At 68.3% G+C, this 26,453-nt stretch carries 28 protein-coding genes and 1 riboswitch; of the genes, 17 read left to right on the top strand and 11 right to left on the bottom strand.

Annotated elements, in window-relative coordinates; all coding sequences use genetic code 11:
- The first annotated feature begins 17 nt into the window (after positions 1-17).
- Positions 18-755: an amino acid ABC transporter ATP-binding protein gene (locus ABUE11_RS15580; protein ID WP_367066261.1), complete on the top strand. Its 738-nt coding sequence runs from the start codon at positions 18-20 to the stop codon at positions 753-755.
- Between the two features lie 106 nt (positions 756-861).
- Here the strand turns inward: ABUE11_RS15580 and ABUE11_RS15575 are convergent, their stop codons facing one another.
- The 5 genes from ABUE11_RS15575 to ABUE11_RS15555 form a co-directional block, all read right to left on the bottom strand.
- Positions 862-1,896: an ornithine cyclodeaminase gene (locus ABUE11_RS15575; protein WP_367066260.1), complete on the bottom strand. Its 1,035-nt coding sequence runs from the start codon at positions 1,894-1,896 to the stop codon at positions 862-864.
- A 76-nt stretch (positions 1,897-1,972) separates the two neighbouring features.
- Positions 1,973-2,788: an HAD-IIB family hydrolase gene (locus ABUE11_RS15570; protein ID WP_367066259.1), complete on the bottom strand. Its 816-nt coding sequence runs from the start codon at positions 2,786-2,788 to the stop codon at positions 1,973-1,975.
- 2 nt (positions 2,789-2,790) lie between these two features.
- Positions 2,791-4,419, bottom strand: coding sequence for a peptide chain release factor 3 (locus ABUE11_RS15565; RefSeq protein ID WP_367066258.1), 1,629 nt, complete (start codon positions 4,417-4,419; stop codon positions 2,791-2,793).
- Positions 4,420-4,435: 16 nt separating this feature from the next.
- Complete coding sequence (locus tag ABUE11_RS15560) at positions 4,436-4,738, bottom strand: type II toxin-antitoxin system RelE/ParE family toxin (protein ID WP_367066257.1); 303 nt, start codon at positions 4,736-4,738, stop codon at positions 4,436-4,438.
- Entirely contained in the window at positions 4,735-5,001 is a 267-nt protein-coding gene (locus tag ABUE11_RS15555) for a type II toxin-antitoxin system ParD family antitoxin (protein ID WP_367066255.1), read from the bottom strand. The genes ABUE11_RS15560 and ABUE11_RS15555 overlap by 4 nt, the downstream gene beginning before the upstream one ends.
- Before the next feature lie 60 nt (positions 5,002-5,061).
- A riboswitch (S-adenosyl-L-homocysteine riboswitch) is annotated at positions 5,062-5,153 on the top strand.
- 78 nt (positions 5,154-5,231) lie between these two features.
- On the opposite strand from ABUE11_RS15555, the gene ahcY reads away from it, so the two are divergent.
- The 4 genes from ahcY to ABUE11_RS15535 all read left to right on the top strand — a co-directional run bounded on the left by ahcY (position 5,232) and on the right by ABUE11_RS15535 (position 9,440).
- On the top strand, positions 5,232-6,659 hold the full coding sequence (gene ahcY, locus ABUE11_RS15550) for an adenosylhomocysteinase (RefSeq protein WP_367066254.1): 1,428 nt from the start codon (positions 5,232-5,234) through the stop codon (positions 6,657-6,659).
- Between the two features lie 188 nt (positions 6,660-6,847).
- A complete protein-coding gene (locus tag ABUE11_RS15545; RefSeq protein WP_367066253.1) occupies positions 6,848-7,849 on the top strand; it encodes a TlyA family RNA methyltransferase in 1,002 nt (333 codons plus the stop codon).
- Positions 7,846-8,673, top strand: coding sequence for a methylenetetrahydrofolate reductase [NAD(P)H] (metF, locus tag ABUE11_RS15540; protein WP_367066252.1), 828 nt, complete (start codon positions 7,846-7,848; stop codon positions 8,671-8,673). Before ABUE11_RS15545 ends, metF begins: the two co-directional genes overlap by 4 nt.
- A gap of 143 nt (positions 8,674-8,816) precedes the next feature.
- Positions 8,817-9,440 (top strand): septal ring lytic transglycosylase RlpA family protein, encoded by a 624-nt coding sequence (locus ABUE11_RS15535; protein WP_367066250.1) that lies wholly within the window; start codon positions 8,817-8,819, stop codon positions 9,438-9,440.
- A gap of 30 nt (positions 9,441-9,470) precedes the next feature.
- Here ABUE11_RS15535 and rlmJ read toward each other — a convergent pair whose 3' ends face one another.
- Positions 9,471-10,367: a 23S rRNA (adenine(2030)-N(6))-methyltransferase RlmJ gene (gene rlmJ / locus ABUE11_RS15530; RefSeq protein WP_367066249.1), complete on the bottom strand. Its 897-nt coding sequence runs from the start codon at positions 10,365-10,367 to the stop codon at positions 9,471-9,473.
- A 228-nt stretch (positions 10,368-10,595) separates the two neighbouring features.
- Here rlmJ and ABUE11_RS15525 point away from each other — a divergent pair, with 228 nt between their 5' ends.
- The 4 genes from ABUE11_RS15525 to erpA all read left to right on the top strand — a co-directional run bounded on the left by ABUE11_RS15525 (position 10,596) and on the right by erpA (position 13,845).
- Complete coding sequence (locus ABUE11_RS15525) at positions 10,596-12,314, top strand: serine/threonine-protein kinase (RefSeq protein ID WP_367068839.1); 1,719 nt, start codon at positions 10,596-10,598, stop codon at positions 12,312-12,314.
- A gap of 160 nt (positions 12,315-12,474) precedes the next feature.
- Positions 12,475-12,903: a 50S ribosomal protein L13 gene (gene rplM, locus ABUE11_RS15520; protein ID WP_367066248.1), complete on the top strand. Its 429-nt coding sequence runs from the start codon at positions 12,475-12,477 to the stop codon at positions 12,901-12,903.
- Between the two features lie 9 nt (positions 12,904-12,912).
- On the top strand, positions 12,913-13,305 hold the full coding sequence (gene rpsI / locus ABUE11_RS15515; RefSeq protein WP_367066247.1) for a 30S ribosomal protein S9: 393 nt from the start codon (positions 12,913-12,915) through the stop codon (positions 13,303-13,305).
- Positions 13,306-13,473: 168 nt separating this feature from the next.
- Positions 13,474-13,845, top strand: a complete 372-nt coding sequence (gene erpA, locus ABUE11_RS15510) for an iron-sulfur cluster insertion protein ErpA (protein ID WP_367066246.1) — start codon at positions 13,474-13,476, stop codon at positions 13,843-13,845.
- 45 nt (positions 13,846-13,890) lie between these two features.
- Here the strand turns inward: erpA and ABUE11_RS15505 are convergent, their stop codons facing one another.
- Positions 13,891-14,979, bottom strand: coding sequence for an anhydro-N-acetylmuramic acid kinase (locus ABUE11_RS15505; RefSeq protein WP_367068837.1), 1,089 nt, complete (start codon positions 14,977-14,979; stop codon positions 13,891-13,893).
- Positions 14,980-15,022: 43 nt separating this feature from the next.
- On the bottom strand, positions 15,023-16,387 hold the full coding sequence (locus ABUE11_RS15500) for a peptidoglycan DD-metalloendopeptidase family protein (RefSeq protein ID WP_367066245.1): 1,365 nt from the start codon (positions 16,385-16,387) through the stop codon (positions 15,023-15,025).
- Between the two features lie 191 nt (positions 16,388-16,578).
- Here ABUE11_RS15500 and tyrS point away from each other — a divergent pair, with 191 nt between their 5' ends.
- Positions 16,579-17,811, top strand: a complete 1,233-nt coding sequence (gene tyrS, locus ABUE11_RS15495; protein WP_367066244.1) for a tyrosine--tRNA ligase — start codon at positions 16,579-16,581, stop codon at positions 17,809-17,811.
- 2 nt (positions 17,812-17,813) lie between these two features.
- Here the strand turns inward: tyrS and ABUE11_RS15490 are convergent, their stop codons facing one another.
- A complete protein-coding gene (locus tag ABUE11_RS15490; protein WP_367066243.1) occupies positions 17,814-18,800 on the bottom strand; it encodes a LysR substrate-binding domain-containing protein in 987 nt (328 codons plus the stop codon).
- Between the two features lie 121 nt (positions 18,801-18,921).
- Between ABUE11_RS15490 and ABUE11_RS15485 the strand changes: the two genes are divergently transcribed.
- From ABUE11_RS15485 to ABUE11_RS15475, 3 genes are all read left to right on the top strand, one after another.
- Entirely contained in the window at positions 18,922-19,266 is a 345-nt protein-coding gene (locus tag ABUE11_RS15485) for a DUF2917 domain-containing protein (protein WP_367066242.1), read from the top strand.
- 105 nt (positions 19,267-19,371) lie between these two features.
- Complete coding sequence (gene glmU / locus ABUE11_RS15480) at positions 19,372-20,796, top strand: bifunctional UDP-N-acetylglucosamine diphosphorylase/glucosamine-1-phosphate N-acetyltransferase GlmU (protein WP_367066241.1); 1,425 nt, start codon at positions 19,372-19,374, stop codon at positions 20,794-20,796.
- A gap of 157 nt (positions 20,797-20,953) precedes the next feature.
- The gene (locus tag ABUE11_RS15475) at positions 20,954-21,724 is read left to right on the top strand and encodes an ATP-binding protein (RefSeq protein ID WP_367066240.1); all 771 of its coding nucleotides are present in this window, start codon (positions 20,954-20,956) and stop codon (positions 21,722-21,724) included.
- 317 nt (positions 21,725-22,041) lie between these two features.
- On the opposite strand, the gene ABUE11_RS15470 is transcribed toward ABUE11_RS15475, so the two are convergent.
- Complete coding sequence (locus ABUE11_RS15470; protein WP_367066239.1) at positions 22,042-22,569, bottom strand: hypothetical protein; 528 nt, start codon at positions 22,567-22,569, stop codon at positions 22,042-22,044.
- A 226-nt stretch (positions 22,570-22,795) separates the two neighbouring features.
- Here ABUE11_RS15470 and ABUE11_RS15465 point away from each other — a divergent pair, with 226 nt between their 5' ends.
- The 4 genes from ABUE11_RS15465 (at position 22,796) to ABUE11_RS15450 (ending at position 25,978) form a co-directional block, all read left to right on the top strand.
- Positions 22,796-23,329 carry a pilin gene (locus tag ABUE11_RS15465; RefSeq protein WP_367066238.1) on the top strand — a complete coding sequence of 178 codons (534 nt, stop codon included), beginning with the start codon at positions 22,796-22,798 and terminating at the stop codon, positions 23,327-23,329.
- A gap of 161 nt (positions 23,330-23,490) precedes the next feature.
- Positions 23,491-24,027, top strand: a complete 537-nt coding sequence (locus ABUE11_RS15460; RefSeq protein ID WP_367066237.1) for a pilin — start codon at positions 23,491-23,493, stop codon at positions 24,025-24,027.
- A 36-nt stretch (positions 24,028-24,063) separates the two neighbouring features.
- Positions 24,064-24,840 carry a hypothetical protein gene (locus ABUE11_RS15455; protein ID WP_367066236.1) on the top strand — a complete coding sequence of 259 codons (777 nt, stop codon included), beginning with the start codon at positions 24,064-24,066 and terminating at the stop codon, positions 24,838-24,840.
- A gap of 118 nt (positions 24,841-24,958) precedes the next feature.
- Positions 24,959-25,978: an IS30 family transposase gene (locus ABUE11_RS15450; RefSeq protein WP_367066235.1), complete on the top strand. Its 1,020-nt coding sequence runs from the start codon at positions 24,959-24,961 to the stop codon at positions 25,976-25,978.
- Here ABUE11_RS15450 and ABUE11_RS15445 read toward each other — a convergent pair.
- Entirely contained in the window at positions 25,965-26,450 is a 486-nt protein-coding gene (locus tag ABUE11_RS15445; protein ID WP_367066234.1) for a TA system VapC family ribonuclease toxin, read from the bottom strand. The genes ABUE11_RS15450 and ABUE11_RS15445 overlap by 14 nt on opposite strands.
- Between the last annotated feature and the right edge of the window lie 3 nt (positions 26,451-26,453).

Below are 26,453 nucleotides of genomic sequence, written 5' to 3'. Positions count from 1 at the left end.
TTGCAAGGAATTTCCACATGATCGAACTCAAGAACGTCTCCAAGTGGTACGGCAGCTTCCAGGTGCTCAACGACTGCTCCACCAGCATCAAGAAGGGCGAGGTGGTCGTGGTCTGCGGCCCCTCGGGCTCGGGCAAGTCCACGCTCATCAAGACCATCAACGCGCTCGAGCCCATACAGAAGGGCGAGATCTGGGTCGATGGCACGGCCGTGCACGACCCCAGGACCGACCTGCCCAAGCTGCGCTCGCGCGTGGGCATGGTGTTCCAGCATTTCGAGCTCTTTCCCCATCTGTCGGTGACCGAGAACCTCACCATCGCCCAGATCAAGGTGCTGGGGCGCAACCCCGAGGATGCCAAGACGCGTGGCCTGAAGATGCTCGACCGCGTGGGCCTGATGGCGCACAAGGACAAGTTCCCGGGCCAGCTCTCGGGCGGTCAGCAGCAGCGCGTGGCGATTGCGCGTGCGCTGTCCATGGACCCCATCGTGATGCTGTTCGACGAGCCCACGAGCGCGCTCGACCCCGAGATGGTGGGCGAGGTGCTGGACGTGATGATGGGCCTGGCCCATGAGGGCATGACCATGATGTGCGTGACGCACGAAATGGGCTTCGCCAAGAAGGTCAGCGACCGCGTGATCTTCATGGACGTGGGCGGCAAGATCCTCGAGGACTGCAGCAAGGAGGAGTTCTTCGGCAACCTCGAGGCACGCCAGCCGCGCACCAAGGATTTCCTCAACAAAATTCTGCAGCACTGAGCCGGCTTGCGGCCTGTCATGCCAAAAGGTGCCCATGGCACCTTTTGCTTTTTTCATAGCTGCCCGCGCTTCATGCACGGGCGCTGGAGTCGATTTTTGCCAGTATTCACACCACCCGGCGCAGCCGGCTGCGCGTGCGGCCGAACAAATCCCTGGGGTCGCTGTCCGTGGGCACGAGCGCGAGGTCCGTGCCAAGGCCCCTGGCCTGGGCCAGCCGGTGGATCAGGCGCAGCACGGCGTGATCCTCCAGTGCAAAGCCGACGGAATCGAAACAGGTGATCTGGAGCGCATCCTCCCGCCCCTTGACCTTGCCCGTGAGGATCTGCCACAGCTCGGTGACGGGGTGATTCTCCGCGAGCTGCTGGACCTCGCCCTCGATACGGCTTTGCGGTGCGTACTCGACGACGATGCGCGCGCGCCGAAGCACCTCTGGGTCGATTTCGGTCTTGCCGGGGCAGTCGCCGCCCACGGCATTCAGGTGCATGCCCGGCTCCAGCATGTCGGGTGTCACGATGCGGGCGTGGCACTTGGCCGCCGTGATGGTGGTCACGATGTCCGCGCCGCGCACGGCATCGGCGACCGAGGCCGCCCGCACCAGCCTGAGCGCCGGCGTGCGTGCCAGGTTGCGCACGAGCTTGTCGGTGGCGGTCGGCGCGACGTCGAACACGCGCAGCTCCGTGATGCCCAGCAGCGCATGAAAGGCCAGTGCCTGGAATTCGGCCTGCGCGCCATTGCCGATCAGCGCCATGCTGCGGCTGCCCGTGCGCGCCAGCGCCTGCGCGGCCAGGGCCGATGTGGCGGCCGTGCGCAGCGCGGTGGCCAGCGTCATCTCCGACAGCAGCAGCGGCAGGCCCGTGGCGACCTCGGCCAGCACGCCGAAGGCCATCACCGTGGGCAGGCCATGGGCCGGGTTGCCCGGGTGACCGTTGACGTACTTGAAGCTGTAGAGCCGCCGGTCGGAGACGGGCATGAGCTCTATCACCCCTTGCGGGCTGTGACTGGCCAGGCGCGCGGTCTTGTCAAAGGCATTCCAGCGCAGAAAGTCGGCATGGATCTCGTCGGCCAGCTCGCACAGGAAATGGGCCGCACCCATGTCGTGCACCAGGGCGGCCAGCGTGGGCAGGTCTATGAGGCGGGTCATGGCGGCGCGGCTTTGTGCAAGGGGGCTGCGCGCCATTGTGTGCGCCTTGGCGCGCCAGGGCAACGCCCGCGGCGCGTCAGCGAGTCAGCAGGGCGCGTGCCAGTTCGGCAAAGCCCGCGCCGCGCTCGCCCTGCGTGACATAGCGCGGCAGATGCACGAGCTGCGGCACGAAGCGCGCGATGTTGGCCACGCCCACGCTGTGCGGGAAATGCTCGAACATGCGCTGGTCGTTGGTCGAGTCGCCCACGTACACCCAGCGATGGAGCTCGGCGTCAAGCTCTCGCCCCAGCAGCTCGCGCACGATCCAGCGCGCGCCCACGAGCTTGTCGTGCGCGCCATACCAGCCGTTGATGTGGATGCTGCTGACCGTGGCGTTCATGCCGGCCGCGCGCATGATCTGCACGCAGGCGTCGATGGCGGCCTGGGGCAGGTGGGTGAACTCGCTGTGGTCGATGGCAATGTCGCACTCGCGCCCGGCCGAGTCCTGGGCGCGCCGCGCCCCCGGCACGCGCGCCTCGATGTCGGCCAGCACCTGCTGCATGGCGCGGTAGTTGGCGGCACGCGTGGCATCGTCCTGTTGATATATTTTCAATAGCTGTCCGCGCTTGCCTGGAGCGCCTTCGATGCCAATATGGCTTGAATCCTGTGGCAGCAGGGCGCAGGCACCGTTTTCGGCCACGATGGCGTCCACGGGCCAGGTGGCGGCAAAGGGCGCGCTCCAGCCCACGGGCCGCCCGGTGATGGGGATGACATGCAGGCCGGCGGCCTTCAGATCACCAAGCGCGGCCAGCGCGTCGGGCGTGATGGCGCCGTCGGTGGTCAGGGTGTCGTCGATGTCGGTGAGCACGCCCACGAGGTCAGTGGGCGGCTGCCATTGGGAAAGCGGCTGCATGGTCAGTGGCTGCTGCTCAGCGCCAACCCCGCATGCTCCCTCAGCGGGTGAAAGTGAATCTTCGGAAACCGCTCCTGCGCCAGCCGCACGTCATACGGACTGGTGCACAGATAGGTCAGTGTGTTGGCCGCATCGTGCGCCATGCGCAGCGGGTAGGCGTTCTCGAACTCGCGCAGCTCGGCCGGCGTGTCGGCCGTGATCCAGCGCGCGCCCGTGTATTGGCAGCCTTCCAGGCGCACGTCGCAGTCGTACTCGGTCTTGAGGCGATGCTGCACCACCTCGAACTGCAGCTGGCCCACGGCGCCCAGCAGCATGTTGCCGCCGGCGTCGGGCTTGAAGACCTGGATGGCGCCTTCCTCGCCCAGCTCCATCAGGCCCTGCTGCAGCTGCTTGGAGCGCAGCGGGTTCTTGAGCACCACGGTCATGAACAGCTCGGGCGCGAAGAAGGGCAGGCCGGTGAACTGCAGTGGTGGGCCGTCGGTGATGGAGTCGCCCAGCTGCACGCCGCCGTGGATGGTGAAGCCGATGATGTCGCCGGCGTAGGCCTCGTCGACCGCCTCGCGCCGCTGGCTCATGAAGGTGACGACGCTGGTTGGGCGCAGTTCCTTGCCCGTGCGCTGCACCTTCATCTTCATGCCTGGCGTGTATTTGCCACTGGCCACGCGCACGAAGGCGATGCGGTCGCGGTGGTTGGCGTCCATGTTGGCCTGCACCTTGAAGACCACGCCGGCAAAGCCCTTGTCCTCGGGGCGTACCGTAACCTGCTCGCGCTCGCGGCCCACTTCGCGCCAGGCCATGCGCGGGCCGGGCGGGGGCGACATGTCGACCACGGCGTTGAGCACCTCCTGCACACCGAAGTTGTTCACGCCTGAGCCGAAGAACACCGGTGTCAGGCGCGCGGCCAGAAACTCCTGGTGATCCCAGGCAATCGACGCGCCCACGGCCAGCTCCATGCTTTCGATGGCGTCGTCGTAGGCCTTGCCGAAGCGCGCGCGCAGCCTGTCCACCTCGGTGAGCGGGATGACCTCGAAGTCCTCCGGGCGCTTTTCGCTGCCGGCCTGGAACACCGTCATGCTCTGCGTGCGCAGGTCGATGATGCCGCCAAAGGTCTTGCCCTGGCCCACGGGCCAGGTCATGGGGCAGCAGGGCATGCCGAGCTCGCGCTCGACCTCGTCGAGGATGTCCAGCGGGTCGCGCACCTCGCGGTCCATCTTGTTGACGAAGCTGATGATGGGCGTATCGCGCTGGCGGCAGACCTCGATCAGGCGCCTCGTCTGCGCCTCCACGCCGTTGGCCGCGTCGATCACCATCAGTGCCGAATCGACGGCGGTGAGCACGCGATAGGTATCCTCACTGAAGTCCTTGTGACCGGGCGTGTCGAGCAGGTTGATGACATGGTCGCGGTAGCTCATCTGCATGACCGAGCTGGCCACCGAGATGCCGCGCTGCTTCTCGATCTCCATCCAGTCGGACGTGGCATGGCGGCTGGCCTTGCGGCCCTTGACGGCGCCGGCGATCTGGATCGCGCCCGAGAACAGCAGCAGCTTTTCCGTCAGCGTGGTCTTGCCCGCGTCGGGGTGGGAAATGATGGCGAAGGTGCGGCGGCGGCGCGTTTCGGAGGCGTAGGACACGAAAATACTCGAAAGGTTAGGAGAGATGGATGGGCAGGTCACGGGCCTGGTGCAGCACGCGCACGATGTCGATGAAGTCGGCTTGCTCCACGTAGAAGACGGCCAGTGGGAAGTGGCGCAGCGTCCAGAAGCGCAGGCCGGGTACATGGCCGGCATAGCGCGCTGAACCGGTGTCGGGATGTCGGGCGATGTGCAGCAGGGCGCTGTCGTAATCGTCCACAAACCGTTCTGCCAGGCTGGAGCCTCCTTGCTCCCGGTAGTACGCGAAGATGTCGTTGACGTCTGTTTCCGCAGCAACGCGCGGTATGACGGGCTTCACGCAGGCTTGCTCTCGGCGGCGCGGGCGGCTGCAATGCGTGCACGCAACTCGGCGCGATGCTCCTCCCAGGGGCGGCCGGCGGGGGAGTCGAGCCCCTCCTGAATCAGCGCCACAAAGCGCTCCTCGGCCGCGCGTTCCTCGTCGCGGCGCACCAGGTCGCGCATGTACTCGCTGGTGCTGCTGTAGCCGCGCGCCTGCACGCGGGCGTCAACAAACGCCTTCAGCTCGTCGGTGAGCGAAATATTCATGGTGACCGTGCTCATGGGGGGATTTTACGAGCCTTGGCAAGGCTTGCCAAAAACCGCGCCGGTATAATCGTCCACCTTTCCGAGGAGCGTTGCAGCGCCCCCAGCATCCACCGATGGCAGCGGGGCGTGAGGCTCGGAACCCATTCTTGCAACGACGCTCACCCACGCCAGTCCTGTGCGGTGAGCGGTTTTTTCTCCCTCCTGCACCGGCGCGTGGTTTGCCATAGACCATGAAGGAATACGCCATGAGCGCAGCATTCAAAGCCCATGACTCGGCCATCGCCGACATCACCCTGGCCGACTGGGGCCGCAAGGAAATCAAGATCGCCGAGACCGAGATGCCCGGCCTGATGGCGGTGCGCGAGGAATTTGCCGCCAGCCAGCCGCTCAAGGGCGCGCGCATCACCGGCAGCCTGCACATGACCATCCAGACGGCCGTGCTGATCGAGACGCTCAAAGCCTTGGGCGCCGACGTGCGCTGGGCCTCGTGCAACATCTTCTCCACGCAGGATCACGCCGCCGCCGCGATTGCCGCCACGGGCACGCCGGTGTTCGCCATCAAGGGCGAGTCGCTCAAGGACTACTGGGACTACACCCACGCCATCTTCGAATTCGGCCCTGCCGGCACCAAGGACGAAGGCCCCAACATGATCCTGGACGACGGCGGCGACGCCACTATGCTCATGCACCTGGGCATGCGCGCCGAGAAGGACATCTCCGTGCTGGCCAACCCCGGCAGCGAGGAAGAAAAAATCGTCTTTGCCGCCATCAAGGCCAAGCTCGCCCAGGACCCCACCTGGTACAGCAGGAAGAGCGCCCACATCATGGGCGTGACCGAGGAGACCACCACGGGCGTGCATCGCCTCAACGAGATGTCGGCCAAGGGCCAGCTCAAGTTCCGCGCCATCAACGTCAACGACTCGGTCACCAAGTCCAAGTTCGACAACCTCTACGGCTGCCGCGAGTCGCTGGTGGATGGCATCAAGCGCGCCACCGACGTGATGATCGCCGGCAAGGTCGCCTGCGTGGCCGGCTATGGCGACGTGGGCAAGGGATCGGCCCAGGCGCTGCGCGCCCTCTCGGCCCAGGTCTGGGTGACCGAGATCGACCCCATCAACGCCCTGCAGGCCGCGATGGAGGGCTACCGCGTGGTGACCATGGACTACGCCGCCGACAAGTGCGACATCTTCGTGACCACCACGGGCAACCGCGACGTCATCACCTTCGAGCACATGCAGGCCATGAAGAACGAGGCCATCGTGTGCAACATCGGCCACTTCGACAACGAGATCCAGGTCGCCAAGCTCGAAGAACATTGCCAGTGGGAAGAGATCAAGCCCCAGGTCGATCACGTGATCTTCAAGGACGGCAAGCGCATCATCCTGCTGGCCAAGGGGCGGCTGGTGAACCTGGGCTGCGCCACCGGCCACCCGAGCTTTGTGATGAGCAACTCGTTTGCCAACCAGACCCTGGCGCAGATCGAGCTCTACACCCGTCCCGAGGCCTACGAGGTGGGCAAGGTCTACGTGCTGCCCAAGATCCTCGACGAGAAGGTGGCGCGCCTGCACCTGAAGAAGGTGGGCGCCCAGCTCACCGAACTGACCGACGCCCAGGCCGCCTACATCGGCGTGAGCAAGAGCGGGCCGTACAAGCCCGATACCTATAGGTACTGACACCCCTCTGTGACGCTGCGCGCCTTCCCCCCTCTCCCCTGGGAGGGGGGACGCCGCCAGTGGCCGGGCGAAGCCCGCTCCACGGCGTCCGCTGGCTTGCTGCGCCCTGTGGATAGAGTATTTTGATAGCTGCCAGCGCTTGTCAGAAAAGCGCTGCAGCCCGATTTGATACATAAAGGACCCGCGCCATGCGCGCCGATGTATTTCTCGTCGAGGGCGGCCACGCAGCCACCCGCTCCCAGGCCCAGCGCCTGATCGCCGCCGGTGTGCAATGGCGCCTGGCCAGCACCCTGCCCTGGAACAAGGTGGCCAAGAACGGCGACGACATTCCCGTGGGTGCCGAGTTGCAGCTGCTCGACGCGGCAGAGGCCAAATACCTCTCGCGCGGCGGCCTCAAGCTCGAGGGCGCGCTCTCCGCCACGGGCCTTTCGGTCGCCGGCCTGCGCTGCCTGGACGTGGGCCAGAGCACGGGCGGTTTTACCGACTGCCTGCTGCAGGCCGGCGCGGCCCAGGTGATTGGCGTGGACGTGGGCCAGGGCCAGCTGCATGAGCTCCTGCGCGCAGACCCGCGCGTGATCGGCTGCGAGGGCGTGAACGCGCGCCACCTCACGCCCGACGCGCTGGTCGAGGCCTGCGAGGAGGCGATCAGCGAGCGCATAGAGACCGAGGTCGAGGACAACGAGACCCAGCCCAAGGCGCCCTACGCCTGGATGCGCAACGGCGGCATGGTGGACGACGACTACGACGACAGCGATGACGCCAAGGAGCACGAGATCGAGGCCTTCAAGGCCGAGCGCGCTGCCAAGGCCCAGGCCCGTGCAGCGGGCGACATCGCCACCGAGCGCCGGCGCCTGGCCGGGCGCGAGGGCGACGACCTGACGCCCGTTTTCCCCTTCATCACCGGTGACCTGTCCTTCATCTCGCTGACGCTGGTGCTGCCCGCGCTCGCGCCGCTCCTGGCCCCGGGCGGCGACCTGCTCATGCTGGTCAAGCCGCAGTTCGAGCTGCAGCCCGGCCAGGTGGGCAAGGGCGGCATCGTGCGCGACGCGAGCCTCTACCCGCAGGTCGAGGAGCGCATCCGCCAGGCCTGCGCCGCTGCCGGCCTTCAGGTGGCGGGCTGGTACGACAGCGCTATCCCCGGCGGCGACGGCAACCGCGAATTTTTCATACACGCAAGGAGGGCCGCATGAGCCTGCCTATCAGTTTCGAGTTCTTCCCGCCCAAGACGCCCGAGGGCGCCGAGAAGCTGCGCGTCGTGCGCGAGCAGCTCTACGCGCAGAAGCCGCAGTTCTGCTCGGTCACCTACGGCGCGGGCGGCTCCACGCAGGAGGGCACCTTTGCCACGGTGCGCGACATCATTGCCGAGGGCCAGCAGGCGGCATCGCATTTCTCCTGCATAGGCGCGACCAAGGCCAGCGTGCGTGCGCAGCTCGCCGAATTGAAGGCCATGGGCGTCAGGCGCCTGGTGGCGCTGCGCGGTGACCTGCCCAGCGGCTACGGCCTGGGCGGCGAGTTTCACTACGCGAGCGACCTCGTGGCCTTCATCCGCGCCGAGACCGGGCGCGACTTTCACATCGAGGTCGCTGCCTACCCCGAGATGCACCCCCAGGCGCGCTCGCCCGAGGCCGACCTGCAGGCCTTTGCCACCAAGGTGCGCGCCGGGGCCGATTCGGCCATCACGCAGTATTTCTTCAATGCCGACGCCTACTGCCGCTTCGTCGACGAGGCGCGCCGCCTGGGCGTGGACCTGCCCATCGTGCCCGGCATCATGCCGATCACCGGCTCCACGCAGCTCATGCGCTTTTCCGACGCCTGCGGCGCCGAGATCCCGCGCTGGGTGCGCCTGCGCCTGGCGGGCTATGGCGACGATGTGGCGAGCATCCGCGCCTTCGGCCTGGAGATGGTCGGACGCCTGTGCGAGCAGCTTGTCGCGGCCGGCGCGCCGGGCCTGCACTTCTACACCATGAACCAGAGCACGGCCACGCTGGCGCTGTGCCGGCATCTGGGGTGGTGAGCGGCGCGAGGCGTCTCCCCAGGCTGGCCGCGGCATGCGGCGCGGCCGCGTTGGCACTGTGGCTGGCGGGGTGCGCCGCACCCGCGGGGCCGGACGGGCCCGAGGCCGCGCCGTCAGCGCAGGCAGTGCCGGCAGCACCGGTAGTGCCGGTCGCCCCGGATGGGCCCGCGGGCGCTGCTCCCACGGCCCCGGTGCAGCTGGTGCCGCAGCACCATGCCGAGCCCGCCCTGCGCCTGCTGCCAGGGCGCAGCCCGGGCGAGCGCTCGGGCCCGCCGGCGCTGCGCGCGCCCCAGCCCGACGAGCCCGTGCTGCTCGCCAGCGGCGTGGCCTCCTGGTATGCCGACAGCCTGCATGGCCGGCGCACGGCCAATGGCGAGCGCTACGACCGCGAGGAATTCACGGCTGCGCACCGCAGCCTGCCCTTTGGCGCGCGGCTGTGCGTGCGCAGCCTGGTCAATGGCCGCACGGTCATGGTGCGCGTCAACGACCGCGGGCCGTTCACGCCCGGGCGCATCATCGACCTGAGTCGCGCCGCCGCCGAAGAGCTGGGCATGGTCGGCCTGGGCGTCAAGTCGGTCGAGCTGTGGCGGCTTGGCAGCGATGACGACAGCTGCCCCGAGTCGCTCGCGCAGCCGGCGGAAGGCTCGGGCCTGGGCCTGGACGCGGGCGCCGCTGCGCGTGCGCTGCAGGAGCCCGCGGCCGGGCAGGGCGGCAGGCCGGCGCCCAAGGCGGCGGCCAAGCGCCGGGCCACGCGCAAACGTCGCTGACCCGGCGCTGAATTGAGGCGGGCGTGGGCCTTATGACCCGCCGCCCTCCAGGCTCCAGGCCGCATGCCGGTCCTGCGCGAGCAGCTCGGCCATCTGCGGCAGCGCCTCGCGCAGCGCGGGCTCGAGCGTGTAGGGCGGGTTGACGAGGAACATGCCGCTGGCGGGCAGCCCGGGGCGGCGCTGCCGGTCGGCACCGGCCGCCGGCGCGGCCTTGCCGCCCTTGACGGTGAGCGTGGCATGCAGCCAGGGCTTGCCGGCCTTCTGCGCCAGGGTCTTGAGCCGGCGTGGCAGGTCATGCGCCTCGGGGCGCGCGATGAGGGGGTACCAGACGGCGCACACGCCCGTGGCAAAGCGCTTCAGGCCGTCCTGCAGCATGTCCTGCACGCGGCCATAGTCGCTCTTGATTTCATAGCTTGGGTCGCACAGTACAAGCGCCCTGCGGGCCGGTGGAGGCAAAAACTTTCTGATGCCCTCGAACCCGTCCTCGGTGAGCACCGCCACCTGGCGGCCTGCCTCAAGCTGGGCGATGTTGCCCGCCAGCGCGCGCGCATCCGTGGGGTGCAGCTCGAACAGCTTGAGCCGGTCCTGCGCGCGCAGCAGGCGCTGGGCGATGAAGGGCGAGCCGGGGTAGACGCGCGTGGTCGGCCCCTGGTTGAAGGCGCGCACCATGTCCACATAGTCCTGCAGCGCCGGTGCCAGCGTGGTCGGCGCGGCCGGTGAGACCAGGCGCTGAATGCCGTCGGCGGCCTCGCCGCTGGTGGCCGCATAGTCGCCGTCCAGGCGGTACAGGCCCGCGCCCGCATGTGTATCCAATACGGTTAAGGCCGCGTCTTTCTGTAGTAGGTGTTGCAAAGTGGCAATCAATACCGAGTGCTTGAGCACATCGGCATGGTTGCCTGCATGGAAGGCGTGGCGATAACTGAACATGGGGGCCAATGGTAGCGACAGGCACGCGGGCCGTGCCGCGGCGCGGTTGATGTTTTTGCCCCACAGGATGCGCTTTGTTGCGAGGCCCGGCGCGGCCCTGGGCCATCATGGCGCCTCTGGCCGGCCTGCCGGCGCATAAGCCTGCGGGCGCGCACGTGACGCCGCCGCAGCCCTCCGACCTTGTCCACGCAACCCTCCGATTCCCCCCTCTCGACCACCGCGGGCCAGATGGCGCCGGCCGATGCCGTGCGTCATGCCGAGGCCCTGCCGCCCGGCACGCGGCTCAAGGAGTTCGAGATCCAGGCGCTGCTGGGTGTGGGCGGCTTCGGCATGGTGTATCAGGCCTTCGACCACAGCCTGCAGCGCAGCGTGGCCATCAAGGAGTACATGCCGGCCAGGCTCGCCGGGCGTGCCGATGGGCAGTCGCTGTGGGTGCGCTCCTCGTCCGACGCGCAGTCGTACCAGGCGGGCCTGGCATCGTTCGTGGACGAGGCGCGCCTGCTCGCGCGCTTCGACCATCCCAGCCTGGTCAAGGTGTTCCGCTTCTGGGAGGCCAATCACACGGCCTACATGGTCATGCCCCTGTACCGCGGCATGACGCTCAAGCAGGCGCGCGCCCGCATGCGCACGCCGCCGTCCGAGGACTGGCTGCGTCAGCTGCTGTGGTCCCTCATGGGCGCGCTGCGCGTGCTGCACGAGGGGCAGGCACTGCACCGCGACCTCTCGCCGGACAACATCTTTCTGCAGGACCATGGCCCGCCGGTGCTGCTCGACCTCGGGGCCGCGCGTCACACCGTGGGCGCGGGCAGCGACAGACATGCCGCCGTGCTCAAGGTCAACTATGCGCCGCTGGAGCAGTACGGCGCGGCCGGCGCGCTCGAGCAGGGGCCCTGGACCGACCTGTATGCCCTGGGCGCCGTGGTGCATGGCTGCCTGAGCGGCGTCACGCCGCAGCCGGCCACGGCGCGTGCCGAGCACGACCGCATGCCGTCGTTTGCGCGCTTGGCGCGCAGCGTGCACAAACGCTTCGGGCTGGAATATTCGCCGCCCTTCGTCGCCGCCATGGCGCAATGCCTCGCGCTCGATCCCCGGGACAGGCCGCAGTCCGTCGCCGCGTTGATGCAGGCCATGGACATGGTGACCGCGCCCCAGGGGCATGACGAGTTCGACTTTCGCGCCGCCCTGGGTGACGGCGCGGCCGCGCCGCAGGGCGCGGGCGCGCAGGACATGGCCGCGCCCCCGGTGTCGGCCCAGGCGTCCATCCATGCGTCGGCGCATGCCCTGCGCACGGTCGTCTCGCGGCGGGTGTCCGCCATCCTGGCGATGCCCCCCCTGCCGCACGTGCCATCCGTGCAGGTGCCGCAGCGCATTGCCACGCGCTCGCCCGGGCTCGTGATGGGCGCCGCCGCGGCGTCCGCGGCCGCCGTGGTCATCACCGCGGGCAGCCTCTGGTGGGGGGCGGACGAGTCGCAGCCGTATCAGACGCCCGAGAGCGAGATCATCACCGAGGTGGCCGACCCGCCCATGTTGACGGCTCAGCCCCTGGCGCCGCACGAGGGCCCGGCGCGGGCGGTGGACTGGCCGGCCCCGGTCGCAGCGAAGGGCGCCCCCATCATCCTGCCCGCGTCCGACGCCCCGGTGGCCCGGCCCCAGCCCGCGTACCGCGCGGTCGATCCGGCGGCGCAACTGCCCGACTCGGCGACGGTGCGCGCCATACGCGATGCCGCGGCCGTCGCAGCGGCCGCGCCGCAGCGTCCCGCGATGCCGGGGCAGCCCTCGGCGCCGCAGGAGCCGTGCGCCTCGGCCGGTTTCTTTGCGCGTCCCATCTGCCTGCAGCGCGAATGCCAGAGGGCGGAGATGGCCGCCCATCCCGTCTGCGTGGACCTGCGCAGCCACCAGCAGGCCCGGGAGGCCGAGGCCCTGCGGCGCCAGCTCTATACCCAATGAGGCCGGGCCGCTGGCCAGTGCGACGCATTTTTGTATAATGGCGGGCTTCGCAGCGATTCATGGGTCCCGCGGCGAAGCATGCAAGCCACCTAAGAGGCTCCCTTCAGAGGAGCACCGACCGTGGAAAAGGACCGCCAAACCCCTCTTTCAAGAGAAACTCATGACTACTTTCAGCGCAAAGCCCGCTGAGGTCGTGCACGAGTGGTTTGTGATTGACGCGACCGACAAGGTCCTCGGACGAGTAGCCAGCGAAGTTGCTCTCCGTCTGCGCGGCAAGCACAAGGCCATTTACACGCCTCACGTCGACACCGGTGACTTCATCGTCGTCGTCAACGCCTCCAAGCTCAAGGTCACCGGCACCAAGAACCTGGACAAGATGTACTACCGTCACTCGGGCTATCCGGGCGGCATCACGGCCACCAACTTCCGCGACCTGCAGGCCAAGCACCCCGGCCGCGCGCTGGAGAAGGCCGTCAAGGGCATGCTGCCCAAGGGCCCCCTGGGCTACGCCATGATCAAGAAGCTGAAGGTCTACGGTGGCGCGGAGCATCCGCACAGCGCCCAGCAGCCCAAGCCCCTGGCAATCTAAGGAGCCGAGATGATTGGTGAATGGAACAATGGCACCGGCCGTCGCAAGTCCAGCGTCGCCCGCGTGTTTCTGAAGAAGGGTTCCGGCAAGATCACTGTGAATGGCAAGGACATTCAGCAGTACTTCGGCCGCGAGACCTCGATCATGATTGCCAAGCAGCCCCTGGTGCTGACGGGTAACGTCGAGACCTTCGACATCCAGATCAACGTGCACGGTGGTGGCGAGTCCGGCCAGGCCGGCGCCGCCCGCCACGGCATCACGCGCGCCCTGATCGACTATGACGCAGCGCTCAAGCCCCAGCTGAGCGCCGCCGGCTTCGTCACGCGCGACGCCCGCGAGGTCGAGCGCAAGAAGGTCGGTCTGCACTCCGCACGCCGCGCCAAGCAGTTCTCCAAGCGTTAATCCGCTGTTCGGGTTCTGCCCTGCTGCACAAAGCCACCCTCGGGTGGCTTTGTGCGTTCCTGGGAGGCTGCAATGGCCCCAGGGCCTCTGGCGGCAAAGCCAGTGTCAGCGCTGCAATCGCGCCGTTTGCAGTAGCATCCCCAACCGTTTTGAACATTGGAGCAATCCATGAGCGCAGCACAGACAGCCGAAACCGCGATGCCGGATCCCATCCTCTTCACCGACAGCGCCGCCACCAAGGTGGCCGAGCTCATTGCCGAAGAGGGCAATCCCGACCTCAAGCTGCGCGTGTTCGTGCAGGGCGGCGGCTGCTCGGGCTTCCAGTACGGCTTCACGTTCGACGAGATCACCAACGAGGACGACACCGTCATGACCAAGAACGGCGTGTCCCTGCTCATCGACGCCATGAGCTACCAATACCTCGTGGGCGCCGAGATCGACTACAAGGAAGACCTGCAGGGCGCGCAGTTCGTCATCAAGAACCCGAATGCCGAGACCACTTGCGGCTGCGGCTCGAGCTTCTCGGTGCAGGACCAGTAAGCCTTTCGCGCTTCTTTCTGAACCAGCCGCCCCCGGGCGGCTTTTTCATGCGGGGTAGATGGCGCCGAGGATGCGCGCGCCGCGCGCGCCGGTGACGGCCGGCAGGTTGGCCGGTTGGCCCGCCATGCACTGGCGCGCCAGCCAGGCAAAGGCCGCGGCCTCCACCTGCAGCGGAGGCAGACCGTGGCGGGCGGAATCCTCCACGCGCACGCCGGGCAGCAGGGCCTGCAGGCGCGCCATCAGATGGCCGTTGAGCGCGCCGCCGCCGCAGACTATGAGCAGGCCGCAGTCGGGCGCGTGGCGCAGCAGCTCCCGGGCGCAGCTCGCCGCCGTGTATTCGGCCAGCGTGGCCTGTACGTCCTGCGGCCGCGCGCCACCGGCCGCGCGCGCCAGATGGGCCGCGAGCCAGTCGGGGTTGAACAGGTCGCGCCCCGTGCTCTTGGGCGGGGGCAGGGCCAGAAAGGGCTCGGTCAGCAGGGACGCGAGCAGCGCGGGGAGGCTCTGGCCGCCGCGCGCCCAGGCGCCGTCCTCGTCATAGGGCCGGCCCGTGTGGCGCTCGCACCAATGGTCCATGAGGGCGTTGGCCGGGCCGCAGTCAAAGCCCAGCACACCGCCATCGCCGCGCAGAAGGCTGAGGTTGGAGATGCCGCCCAGGTTGAGCACGGCCACCGTGCGCCCGCCCTGGCCAAACACACCCTGGTGAAAGGCCGGCACCAGCGGCGCGCCCTGGCCGCCGGCGGCCACATCGCGGCTGCGCAGGTCGGCCACCACGGTGATGCCCGTGAGCTCGGCCAGCAGGGCGGGGTTGTTGAGCTGCAGCGTGTAGCCTGTGCCGTCGAAGGCCTGGGGCCGGTGGCGCACCGTCTGGCCATGGGCGCCGATGGCGTGGATGGCGCCTGGCGCGAGGTTTGCCCGCTCCAGCAGCTCCTGCACGACGGCCGCGTAGGCGCGCGCCAGTGCGTTGCCGGCCAGGGCGGCCCGGTGCAGCTCGTCCGCACCGCTGGCGTTCAGGGCGAGCAGTTCTGCTCTTAATTCAGGAGCTAATGGCGCCGATGCATGAAGCGCTACACGGCATTTTTCATCTGAAAAACTTGCGAGCACACCGTCGATGCCGTCGAGCGAGGTGCCCGACATCAGCCCGATGTACCACCGCGGCGGCTGCGTCACGCTGGGCCGCTTATTCGGCGCTGGCCTGCATGATCTGCGCGGCAGACGACAACTGCACGCGCATGCCGGCCGCCAGGCGGTTGAAGGCCTGGCGCGCGGCCGCCGGTACGGGTTGGGCGGCCTCGCTCTGCTGGGCGATGGTCATGGGGTCGCGGTGCTCGCCCGCCACGCGGAATTCGAAGTGCAGGTGCGGGCCCGTGGCCCAGCCCGTGGCGCCCACGGCGCCGATCTTCTGGCCCTGTTCCAGCGTCTCGCCCTTGCGCACGTCGATGCGGCTCAGGTGGGCGTAGACGGTGACATGCTCGTTCGCATGCTTGACATAGACCACGTTGCCATAGCCGTTCTGCACGCCGGCAAAGTCCACCACGCCGTCGCCCACGGTGCGCACGGCCGTGCCCGTGGGCGCGGCGAAGTCCGTGCCCAGATGGGCGCGCCAGGTCTTGTGGATGGGGTGCATGCGCATCGCGAAGCCGCTGGAGACGCGCGAGAACTCGACCGGCGAGGTCAGGTAGGCGCGGCGCATGCTCCGCCCGTCCAGCGTGTAGTACGAGCCCTTGGCCGCGCCGGGTGGCTGGAACCAGATGGCGTCGTAGGACTTGTCGCCGTTCTGGAATTCGGCGCTCAGCAAGCGGCCGCTGCGCAGCGGCTCGCCATCGGCCTCCAGGGTTTCGTAGACCACGGAGAAGCGGTCGTTCTTGCGCAGCGCGCGGCTGAAATCGATGGAGCCCGAGAACACATCGGCCAGCTGCACGGCCACGGCGTCGGGGATGCGGGCCTCGTCGGTGGCGGCAAACAGCGAGCTGCGGATGACGCCGCCCGCGAGCCGCGTGCCCACGGTCAGCTTGGCGGTCTCGATGCGCGAGGCAAAGCCGCCGTCCTTCGTGCGCTCGACCACCAGGCGCTGGAACTCGTCGCCCTCGGCCGGAGCCCAGCGCGCCGTCAGGCGCGTGAGGCGATGGTCGTCCGTGGTCTCGGCCGAGAGGGCGCGGCCCGCCCGGCCCAGCAGCTGGTCGCGCACCAGGGCGTTGCCGCGCAGAAACGCGGCCGCGGCCGGGTCGGCGATGCCCATGCGCTGCAGCAGGCTCTCGGCTGTGTCCGAGCTGCGCGAAGTGTCGGAGCGGTAGAGCGCGAACGGCGGCATGTCCACCAGGGCCGAGAGCTGCGCCTCGCCGGCCAGCGACGGCACGACCTGCGACACGATGTTCACGGGCAGCTCGGCCGGATCGGGTGCCAGGGATGCCACGGCGAAGGCGCCGCCGCCTGCGGTGAGCAGCAGGGTGGCGACGGCCGCGGTGATGCGCTTCGGGTGTTGTTGGATCGTCTGCTTGAGCTGGCTGAGCAATAGCAGTCCGGCGGTGGTCAGGCCGTTGGTCAAGAGTCTTACCCCAGGCAGATGTGCTTGCGGGCCGTAGACCGGGGGCACACGGGCGCGCAGGCACAAGGAATGTGGTGATGCCGTGGAAACGGCCCCCAGGCTGTCCGAACGGACGGGGCTACTAGAATCCGCAGCTTGGAAACGCCCGAGAGTATAGCCCTTGGGGTCTAGGTAACACCCTAAAAACCCTTATGAATCAATCCACTGTTACGAAATACCCGGTCACCGATGGCGTAGGGCGGGCGCTCGAAGTCTCACTGCGTGGCGTCGATGAGCTGCTGCCGCGCGAGGACTGGGTGCAGAAGCTGGCGCGTTCCGAGGCCACGGGCCAGCCGCTGCGCATCAAGCTGGGCCTGGACCCGACGGCGCCCGACATCCACATCGGCCACACCGTGGTGCTCAACAAGATGCGCCAGCTGCAGGACCTGGGCCACCAGGTGATCTTTCTGATCGGCGACTTCACCACGCTGATCGGCGACCCTTCCGGGCGCAACAGCACGCGCCCGCCGCTCACGGCCGAGCAGATCAAGGTCAACGCCGAGACCTACTACACCCAGGCCGCCAAGGTGCTCGACCCCGCGCGCACCGAGATCCGCTACAACAGCGAATGGAACGACGCGCTGGGCACGCGCGGCCTGATCCAGCTTGCGGCGCGCTACACCGTGGCGCGCATGATGGAGCGCAACGACTTTCACCAGCGCTTCACCGAGGGCAACTCCATCAGCCTGCATGAGTTCCTCTACCCGCTCTTGCAGGGCTATGACTCGGTGGCCTTGAAGAGCGACCTTGAACTCGGCGGCACGGACCAGAAGTTCAACCTGCTCATGGGTCGCCATCTGCAGCAGGAATACGGCCAGGAGCCGCAGTGCGTGCTCACCATGCCGCTGCTCGTGGGCCTGGATGGCGTGGACAAGATGTCCAAGTCCAAGAACAACTACATCGGCATCACCGAGGACGCCAACACCATGTTCGCCAAGGTGCTGAGCATCTCGGACGAGCTGATGTGGGACTGGTACACCCTGCTGTCCTTCAAGAGCCTGGCCGAGATCGCCGCGCTCAAGGCCGAAGTCGCGGGTGGGCGCAACCCCAAGGACGCCAAGGTGCTGCTCGCCAAGGAGATCACGGCGCGCTTTCACAGCGCGGCCGCGGCCGATGCGGCCGAGCAGGACTTCATCAACCGAGCCAAGGGCGGCATCCCCGACGACATCCCCGAGGTGCAGCTCGCCGGCGCACCGCTGGGCATTGGCGCTGTTCTGAAGCAATCCAACCTCGCGCCCTCGACCAGCGAGGCCAACCGCCTGATCGACGGCGGCGGCGTGCGCGTCGATGGATCGGTGGTCAGCGACAAGGGCCTGAAGCTGGCCGCGGGCAGCTACGTGGTGCAGGTGGGCAAGCGCAAGTTCGCGCGCGTGACGCTCGGCTGACCTCAGCCGCCGCCGCTGACCTCGCCCGCCTCCCCGATCGCGCGGCGCGTGGCCTCGGCCTGCAGCAGCAGCCAGGCGCAGAAGGCCTGCACCTCGGGCCGCTCGCTGCTTCTGGGCCCCGGCACCAGCCAATAGGCCAGGGGCGATGCCAGCCGGTGGCCGGGCAGCACCTCCAGCAGGTCGCCCGTGGCCAGGCTGTGCGCCACCAGCGGGGTGCGCGCCAGCGCCAGGCCCTGGCCGGCCAGGGCCGCCTGGGCGATCTGCTGCGCGTAGTTGAAGTACAGCCAGCGCCGCGGCTGCAGCTGGGCAAGGCCGTGCACCTCGAACCAGCGGCGCCAGGTGATCAGCTCGAAATAGGGCAGGCGGTGCGCGTCGCCGGCCTCGATCAGCGTGAACTGCGCCACATCCGCGGCCTCGCGTATCGGCGTCATGCTCTTGAGCAGCCAGGGGCTGGCCACCACCGCGAGTTGCTCGCCGAACAGCCGCGTCGCCCCCGCCGGCTGGCTGCCGGGCACGTTCGAGCGCAGCGCCAGATCCACGTCGGCCGTCTCCAGATCGACCATGGCGTCGCTCGCGTCGATGCGGATGTCGATGTCCGGGTGCTCGCGCTGGAACTCCTCCATGCGCGGAATCAGCCACATCGAGGCAAAGCTCGCCCAGGTGGCGATCGCCACGCTCTTGCGCCCCGCCTGCTGGCGCACCAGGCGCACGGCCGCGTCCATGCGCTCGAGCGCCGGCGCCACGGCGCGCAGCAGCTGGCCGCCCGCGCCCGTCAGCTCCACGGCGCGCGTGTGGCGCAGGAACAGCGGCACGCCCACCTCGTCCTCCAGCGCCTGGATCTGGCGGCTCACGGCCGACTGGGTCAGCGCCAGCTCCTCGGCCGCGGCGCGAAAGTTCAGGTGCCGGGCCACGGCCAGAAACGCGCGCCAATGACCGACGGCCACGGGCCGCGTGCGCAGATGGGTGGTGGAGACAGGGGGCGCTTTCATGGCCGTCGATGATGCCGCAATTGATGCGGGAATGGAATCTATGAGGCGCCGCGCTTTCATTGGACGCATGGCCCATGCCGGGCGCAAACTGGCGCCACGCAAACGCTTTCAGGAGACCATCATGAGCGCGGTACATGTTCTCAATTCGCAACAATCCCAGGGCCACGGCCGCTGCCTTCTCGCCGTCGGCACGACGCGCAGCCTGCTCCTCCGGCACGCCATGCAGCTGCACGTGCTCGCCGGTCGCGCGTGGGTGACGCTGGACGACGGCCCGCATGGCTGGCATGAGGGCTCGGGCGACCTGCTGCTGCGGCCCGGCCAGAGCCTCGCCCTGGCGCCGGGCCGCCATGTCGTGATCGAGCCCCTGGGCCACGAGGCGCTGCAATACCAATGGCTCCGCCCGGCCGTGGCCCGGTCTGCGGGTCGCCAGGTGGCCGGCATCGAGCCCGCGACCTGCCCCGCCTGAAGCTTGTTGACGCTGTGCGGCCCGGGTGGCGCCGGATAATGCGAGGTTTGTCGGCGGGCATGGGGCCCGCCGGCCAGAGCCGATTTGCCACCACATTCACCACACATGACAGCACTGGACATCATCATCATGGCCGCGGGCAAGGGCACGCGCATGAAAAGCCGCACCCCCAAGGTATTGCAGCGCCTGGCCGGCCGGCCGCTGCTGCACCATGTGCTGGACCAGGCGGCCAGCCTGCAGGCGCGGCGCGTGGTGGTGGTCACGGGCCATGGCGCTACAGAAGTACAAGCTGCCTGCACAGGTGGGACGGGCGCTGGAGGCCAATTTGACCTGTGTTTTGTGCGCCAGGAGCCGCAGCTCGGCACCGGCCACGCCGTGCAGCAGGCCGTGCCACGGCTGGCCGGCGACGGCATGGTCGTCGTGCTCTCGGGCGACGTGCCGCTGACCCAGGCAGCCACGCTCGCTGCCTTGGTCGATGCCGCGGGCGGCGAGCGCCTGGCGCTGCTCACCGTCACCCTGCCCGACCCCACGGGCTACGGCCGCATCGTGCGCGGCGCGCAGGGCACCGTGCAGCGCATCGTCGAGCACAAGGACGCCAGCGCCGAAGAGCGCGCTATTCAAGAGATCTACAGCGGCATCATGGCCGTGCCCGCGCGCCTGCTGGCCGGCTGGCTTGCGCGCCTGACGAATGACAACGCCCAGGGCGAGTACTACCTGACCGACATCGTCGCCATGGCCGTGCAGGATGGCGTGCCCGTGGTGGCGCACCGCATCACGGACGCGCTGCAGGTCGCCGGCGTGAACAGCCCCGTGCAGCTGGCAGAACTGGAGCGCGCGCACCAGCTGCGCCAGGCCACCGCCCTCATGGAGCAGGGCGTGCGCCTGATGGACCCGGCGCGCTTTGACCTGCGCGACGACGCGCGCGGCCGCCGCGCCGAGCTCCTCTGCGCGCAGGACGTGGAGATCGACGTCGGCTGCATCTTCACGGGCCGCGTGGAGCTGGGCGAGGGCGTGCAGATCGGCGCGCACTGCCACATCAGCAACGCGCGCATCGCCGCGGGCGCCGTCATCCACCCCTACACCCATATCGACGGCGAAAAGGCCGGCGCCCAGGTGGGCGAGGGCGCGCTCGTCGGCCCGTTCGCGCGCCTGCGCCCGGGCGCCGACCTGGGGCGCGAGGTGCACATCGGCAACTTCGTCGAGGTCAAGAACTCCAGCCTGGCCGCCGGCGCCAAGGCCAACCACCTGGCCTACCTGGGCGACGCCACCGTGGGCGAGCGTGTCAACTACGGCGCGGGCAGCATCACCGCCAACTACGACGGCGCGAACAAGCACCGCACCGTGATAGAGGCCGACGTGCACGTGGGCAGCAACTGCGTGCTGGTCGCGCCCGTCACCCTGGGCGCGGGCGGCACCGTGGGCGGCGGCTCCACCATCACCAAGGACACGCCCCCCGGCGCCCTGAGCGTGGCGCGCGGCAAGCAGGTCAGCATCGCGGGCTGGCAGCGCCCGGCCAAGCAGGCCAGGTGACGCCGGCCTTCCCTGACTCCCAAACTCCCTCTCCCCCCTGGGGGAGAGGGCAGGGGTGAGGGGGTAGTTTGAGCGCCACGCTCATGAAAAACACCCTCACCCCAGCCCTCTCCCGCCCGCGGGAGAGGGAGCGACAGCCCCCATTCCCCGCCACCCCATGACGGACGACGCCCCCCCACCCACCCTCGCCACCCTGCAGGCCGAGCTGGCCGCCGCGCACGAACAGATCGCCCGCATGAGCGCCGCGCAGGAGGACTATCTGCGCGGCGTCTCGCACGACCTGCGCGCGCCGCTGCGTCATGTCACCTCCTACGGCGCCCTCGTGCGCGAGCTGCTGCAGGAGCTCCCCGCAGGCCAGCACCCCCAGGTGGACGAGGCGCTGGACTTCCTCGCCACCATGGAGCAGTCCGCGCGCCGCATGGCCCTGATGATCGACGGCCTGCAGGCGATATCGCGCGCCCAGCGCGCGCCGCTGCGGCTGCAGGGCGTGGACCTGGGCGCCGCCGTCGATCAGGCGCGCGCCGCCCTGGGCAGCGCGGTCGAGGGCCTGCAATGGCACATCGCCCCCGCCATGCCCGCCGTGCAGGCCGATGCCGAGCAACTCGCCCAGCTGCTGACGGAGCTGCTGGCCAACGCCCTCAAGTTCACGTGCGGCGTGGCCGAGGCGCAGGTCACCATCCATGCCCAGGCGGCGGCGCCGGGGCGCGTGCACATCACCGTGCAGGACAACGGCGTGGGCTTTGACGATGCGCGCGCCGGGCAGCTGTTCGGCGTCTTCCAGCGCCTGCACCGCGAGGCCGACTTTGCCGGCGTGGGCGCCGGCCTTGCGCTGTGCCGCGCCATAGCCCAGCGCCACGGCGCCACCATAGGCGCCACGGCCCGGCCCGGCGCCGGCTGCCGCATCACGCTCGACTGGCCTGCGGCCTGAACGCCCCCGGGAGCGCCCCGGGAGCGCCGGCATTCTGCCGGCACCCAAGCATCGACACCGCAGGCCCGGCACCACCGCAGAGGGCACAGGTATCTACACAGGTTTTCCATGGAAGGCTTCACCATGCTGACGGGGCTGGCGGCCGCTTCTCCCTCTACACCAAAGCGTAGAGGGATCTGATCAGGCACATACCTCAGATCACCGTCATTCCGGCTTTCGCCGGAATGGCGTGGTATTCCTAGGTGCCCTCTGAGGCATCTCAAAAATCAGGCAAAAATGGGCTCCAGCCCTTGCCCGGCAAGCGTCGGCAGCTATCTTTATTGCTGCGCAGCCTGACTGCCGCCACCCGCAGGCAGCAGCGCCGCCACCTGCCGCGCCGCAATCGCATGGCCATGCGCCGCGGCCCTGGCCACCCACATCAGGGCCTGGGCGTCGCGCTCGGCCGCATCGCACAGCCCGGCCGCGTGCAGCAGGCCCAGCCAGTGCATGGCGTCGGCCTCGCCCTGGTCGGCGGCGCGGGTCAAAAAATGCAGGGCAGGCCCCAGGTGGGCGGTCGCGTCCTCGGGGCCGCGCAGGGCGGCCAGCGCAAACAGCGCGCCCAGCTCGGCCTGGGCAGCCGCCTCGCCGTGGTCGGCGCGCACCAGCAGCGCGACCTCCGCCTCGCCCAGCGGCAGCGCCAGCGCCGGCAGCACCGCATCGACCGCCACCAGCGCCCGCCCGCGCTCATCGCCCAGGCGCGGCACGGCCCCTTCCTCGATGCGCCGCTGCCAGGTGCGCAGGCTGCGCCCCGTGAGCACGGCGGCGGTGTGCAGGCTGATGCAGGGGGCGGTGGGCGCAATGGACATGGGGCGATTCTATGGGGCGCACCCGCCAGATGTTGGTGTCGCGCAAAATTTGCGACATGTCGCAACCGTTTGTCGCAACATGGCAGCGACGTAACGTGATGTGTCCTTTTGTGTTGACGACAAATGGATACATCTGGCCCGCAGGCACGGCGCCGCAGGCTGGCACGGCGCTTGCGTTGCAGTCTGCGTCCGGGCCCCGTGCCCGTTTTTCAAAGAGGAGTTTGCAATGAAAACGCAACTGCAAAAGGGCTTTACCCTGATCGAACTGATGATCGTGGTGGCGATCATCGGCATTTTGGCTGCCGTGGCCTTGCCGGCGTATCAAGACTACACCGTGCGCTCCAAGGTCTCGGAGGTGCTCATTGCTGCATCCTCGCCCAAGAGCCTGATCAGCGAAGCCTTCCAAAGCGACAGCCTGGCCGGCGTGACCGCTGCGGCGACGGAATACAACGCCCGCCCTGCCGCCGAGAAGACCAGCAAGTTCGTTGGTGGCATCACGATCGATACCGCAACCGGCGATATCACCGTGACCACGGCTGCTGCGGCCACCTCCGGCCTGCCGACCGACGCCGCTGGCACGAACGTGGTGTTTCGGCCGAATGTGAACAACGTTGCGTTGGCCGCTGGTGCCACGGGTGCCATCGACTGGGCCTGCACCTCGTCTACCAACACCACGTCGACCGCGCGCGGCTTGGGCAACAACGCTGTCGCGCCTGCGACCCCCCTGCCCGCCAAGTACGCACCGTCCGAGTGCCGTTAATGGCCAGCCGCCATGCCCTTGCGCATGGCGTTGGCTCAACGAACCACCCCGCTGCGGCGGGGTTTTTCATGGCCGCGCCGCAGGCCGTGGCACGCACGGCACGGCGGCTGCCCCAGGCGCGGCCATTCCCTTTCACGCCCTTGACCCGCAGGAGCATGGCCATGCACCAGCACCCCCGCCCCCACGCCCACCCACACAGCGGCTTCACCCTGATCGAGCTGATGATTGTGGTGGCCATCATCGGCATTCTGGCCGCCATTGCCCTGCCGGCCTATCAGGACTACACCACGCGCGCCAAGATCACCGAGGTCATGGTGGCCGGCACCTCGGCCAAGGCGGCGGTGACCGAGGCCTTCCAGACCGGCGGCGTGGGCGCCGTGACCGGCCTGGCCAATGAATACAACGCCCGCCCGGTGGCGCAAAAACGCTCCAAGTTCGTGGCCAACATCCAGATGCACACCACCCAAGGCATTGTGACGGTGACCACCGCTGGCGCAGCCTCGGGCCTGCCGGGCGACGCCCAGGGCCGCACGCTGATCTTCACGCCCAATGTGCGGGGCGCCCTGATTGCTCCGGGTGTGACCGGCGCGCTGGACTGGGCCTGCGCCTCCAGCACCCGCGCCACGGCCACCAACCGGGGGCTGGTGAGCGGCACTGGAACCCTGCCCGCCAAGTACGCGCCGGCGGAATGCCGTTGATTGTTGGCCTGCCTGTCTGCCTGCCTGTTTGCCTTCATGCCCGCTTCGGATTCCCGCCTGCGTTTTGCCGTTCGCTATGCGCTGCGCCACTTATTGATTTCCCTGGTGGTGGCCTTGGCCTCTGCCGCCTTGGTCTATGGCCTGCTGTACCCGCAGCCTTGGCAGACTATGTTGGGCGTAGGGAGCATTTTTGTCTTGCTGCTCGGGGTGGATGTGGTGTGTGGGCCGCTTCTGACCCTGATCCTGGCCAGCCCGCGCAAATCGCTGCGCGAGCGCTGGCTGGATTTTTCGCTCGTCGGCCTGGTGCAGTTGGCCGCGCTGCTCTACGGCCTGCACAGCCTGTGGCTGGCGCGCCCGGTGGTGCTGGCGTTTGAGACCGATCGCCTGGTCATCGTCACCGCGCCCGAGGTGCAAACCGACCATCTGCCCCAAGCCCCTGCGGGGTTGCAGCGCCTGCCCTGGTGGGGCGTGCAGCAGGTGGGCACGCGCAAGGCGGCAGGCAGCGACGAGTTCATGCGCAGCGTGGAGCTGGGCCTGCAAGGCATCAGCCCGGCCATGCGCCCAGATTGGTGGCAGCCCTGGCCAGCCGCACAAGCCGCGATGAACCAGCGCGCCAAACCCATCACCGAACTGCTGGCGCGCCGCCCGCAGGACGCCGCCACCCTGCAGGCCGCCATCGACAAAACCGGCCTTGCGCCCGCACAACTGCGCTACCTGCCCCTGACCAGCAGCAAGACCAAAGACTGGGTGGCTCTGTTGGATGAGCAACTGCACATTGTGGGTTATGCGCCGGTGGACGGCTTTTTGGATTGACTTGGCTGGGCCCGTATTCCAATTGCCCCCTTTGGAATAATTGGGGTCGGATTACAACTTATTGCGTGGCGGTCTCAACTCCGAAGTGCAACACCCGCACCCGGGGTAATGTACGCAAATGGGATCGACATACACGCACTTGCAGCCTGAAGAGAGAATGACGCTGGCCTCGCTGCACCAGCAGGGCTGGAGCCTCAGGGCCATTGGCAAGCTGCAAGGGCGCAGCCCCAGCACCATCAGCCGCGAGCTGCGGCGCAATGCCTGCGAAGGCAGCTACGCCAGCGCAGTGGCCCAACGCCTGTGCACGCAGCGACGCATTGACTCCCGCCCCTTGCCCAAACTGCATGGCGATGGTTGTCTGTGGTACCTGGTGAGCACCATGCTCAGCTGGTTGTGGTCGCCTCAGCAAATTGCCCGCACACTCAAGCGCATGTACCCCAACGATTCGGCCATGCACGCCAGCCACGAGAGCATCTACACCGCCATCTATGCCTACCCGCGAGGGGAGTTGCGTCGCCAGCTCATCTCGCTCTTGCGCCAGGGCAAGAGTACGCGCCGCCCCCGGTCGGCGGGCCAGGACAGGCGCGGGCAGATTCCCGACATGGTCTCTATCCATGTGCGCCCGCCCGAGGTCAATGACCGCGTGATGCCGGGCCACTGGGAGGGCGACCTGATCAAGGGAGCGGGTAACAAGTCTGCTGTGGGCGTGTTGGTGGAGCGTTCGACCCGCCTGGTACTGCTGTGCAAGATGCCCGACGCTTCGGCCGAGAGTGCGCTTGCCGCGTTTACCAACAAGCTGCGCCAGATCGCCGAGCCCATGCGCCAGACGCTCACCTACGACCAAGGCAAGGAGATGGCGCGGCACAAGGAGCTCGCGGCGGCCACGGGCATGCGCGTGTACTTCTGCGATCCGCACAGCCCTTGGCAGAAGGGCAGCTGCGAAAACACCAATGGCTTGCTGCGCCAGATGCTGCCCAAGGGCACAGACTTGAGCGTGCATGACCAGGATGCGCTGGACTCCATGGCCGACTTGATGAACAACCGGCCCAGGCAGACGCTGGGCTGGGACTCGCCCTATCAGGCGTTCCAGAAATTCATGGCCGCCATCAACGAGAAAAACGCAGCTACCATTCATTGAATATCAACCAGTGGTGTTGCACTTCGGAGTTGAGACCGCCCGTTGACAGGGTCACCAAATGTTCCGGCCCTGCGCCGGGAACGGCGTTCAGGCTCAACCGGGCGTCAAAGCTGACAAAGCGGCATTGATGGCGAACCGCCAGGCCCAGCAGGTAGCTGTCGGTAATCTGCCGGTGACCCAGCAGGTGCTGCCAGTGCAACTGGCCGGCGTCCAGCAGGCTGTAGTCGTCGGCGACAAAGGCGTGTGCCGGGTGGGCCGCGGCCTGCGCCAGACGGCTGGCGACTGCGGCCAGTGGCAGGGCTTGGGGGTAGGCGGGCTGGCTCATGATGCGCAGGCAGCCGTTTTGCGTCAGGGGGCAGGAGGCCCAGCCGTGGGAAATCTCTTGCTGCAGCCATTGCGTGGCACGCGCGTGGTGCATGTGTGCCGCATCGAGCAGGGCGATCAGGACGTTGATATCCAGCAGCGCGCGCATGGT

Source organism: Oryzisolibacter sp. LB2S (genome assembly GCF_040732315.1).
GTDB classification, from domain to species: Bacteria; Pseudomonadota; Gammaproteobacteria; order Burkholderiales; family Burkholderiaceae_C; genus Alicycliphilus; species Alicycliphilus soli.
Note: the sequence above shows the minus strand (reverse complement) of the source record. Positions and strands in the feature narration are given on the sequence as shown.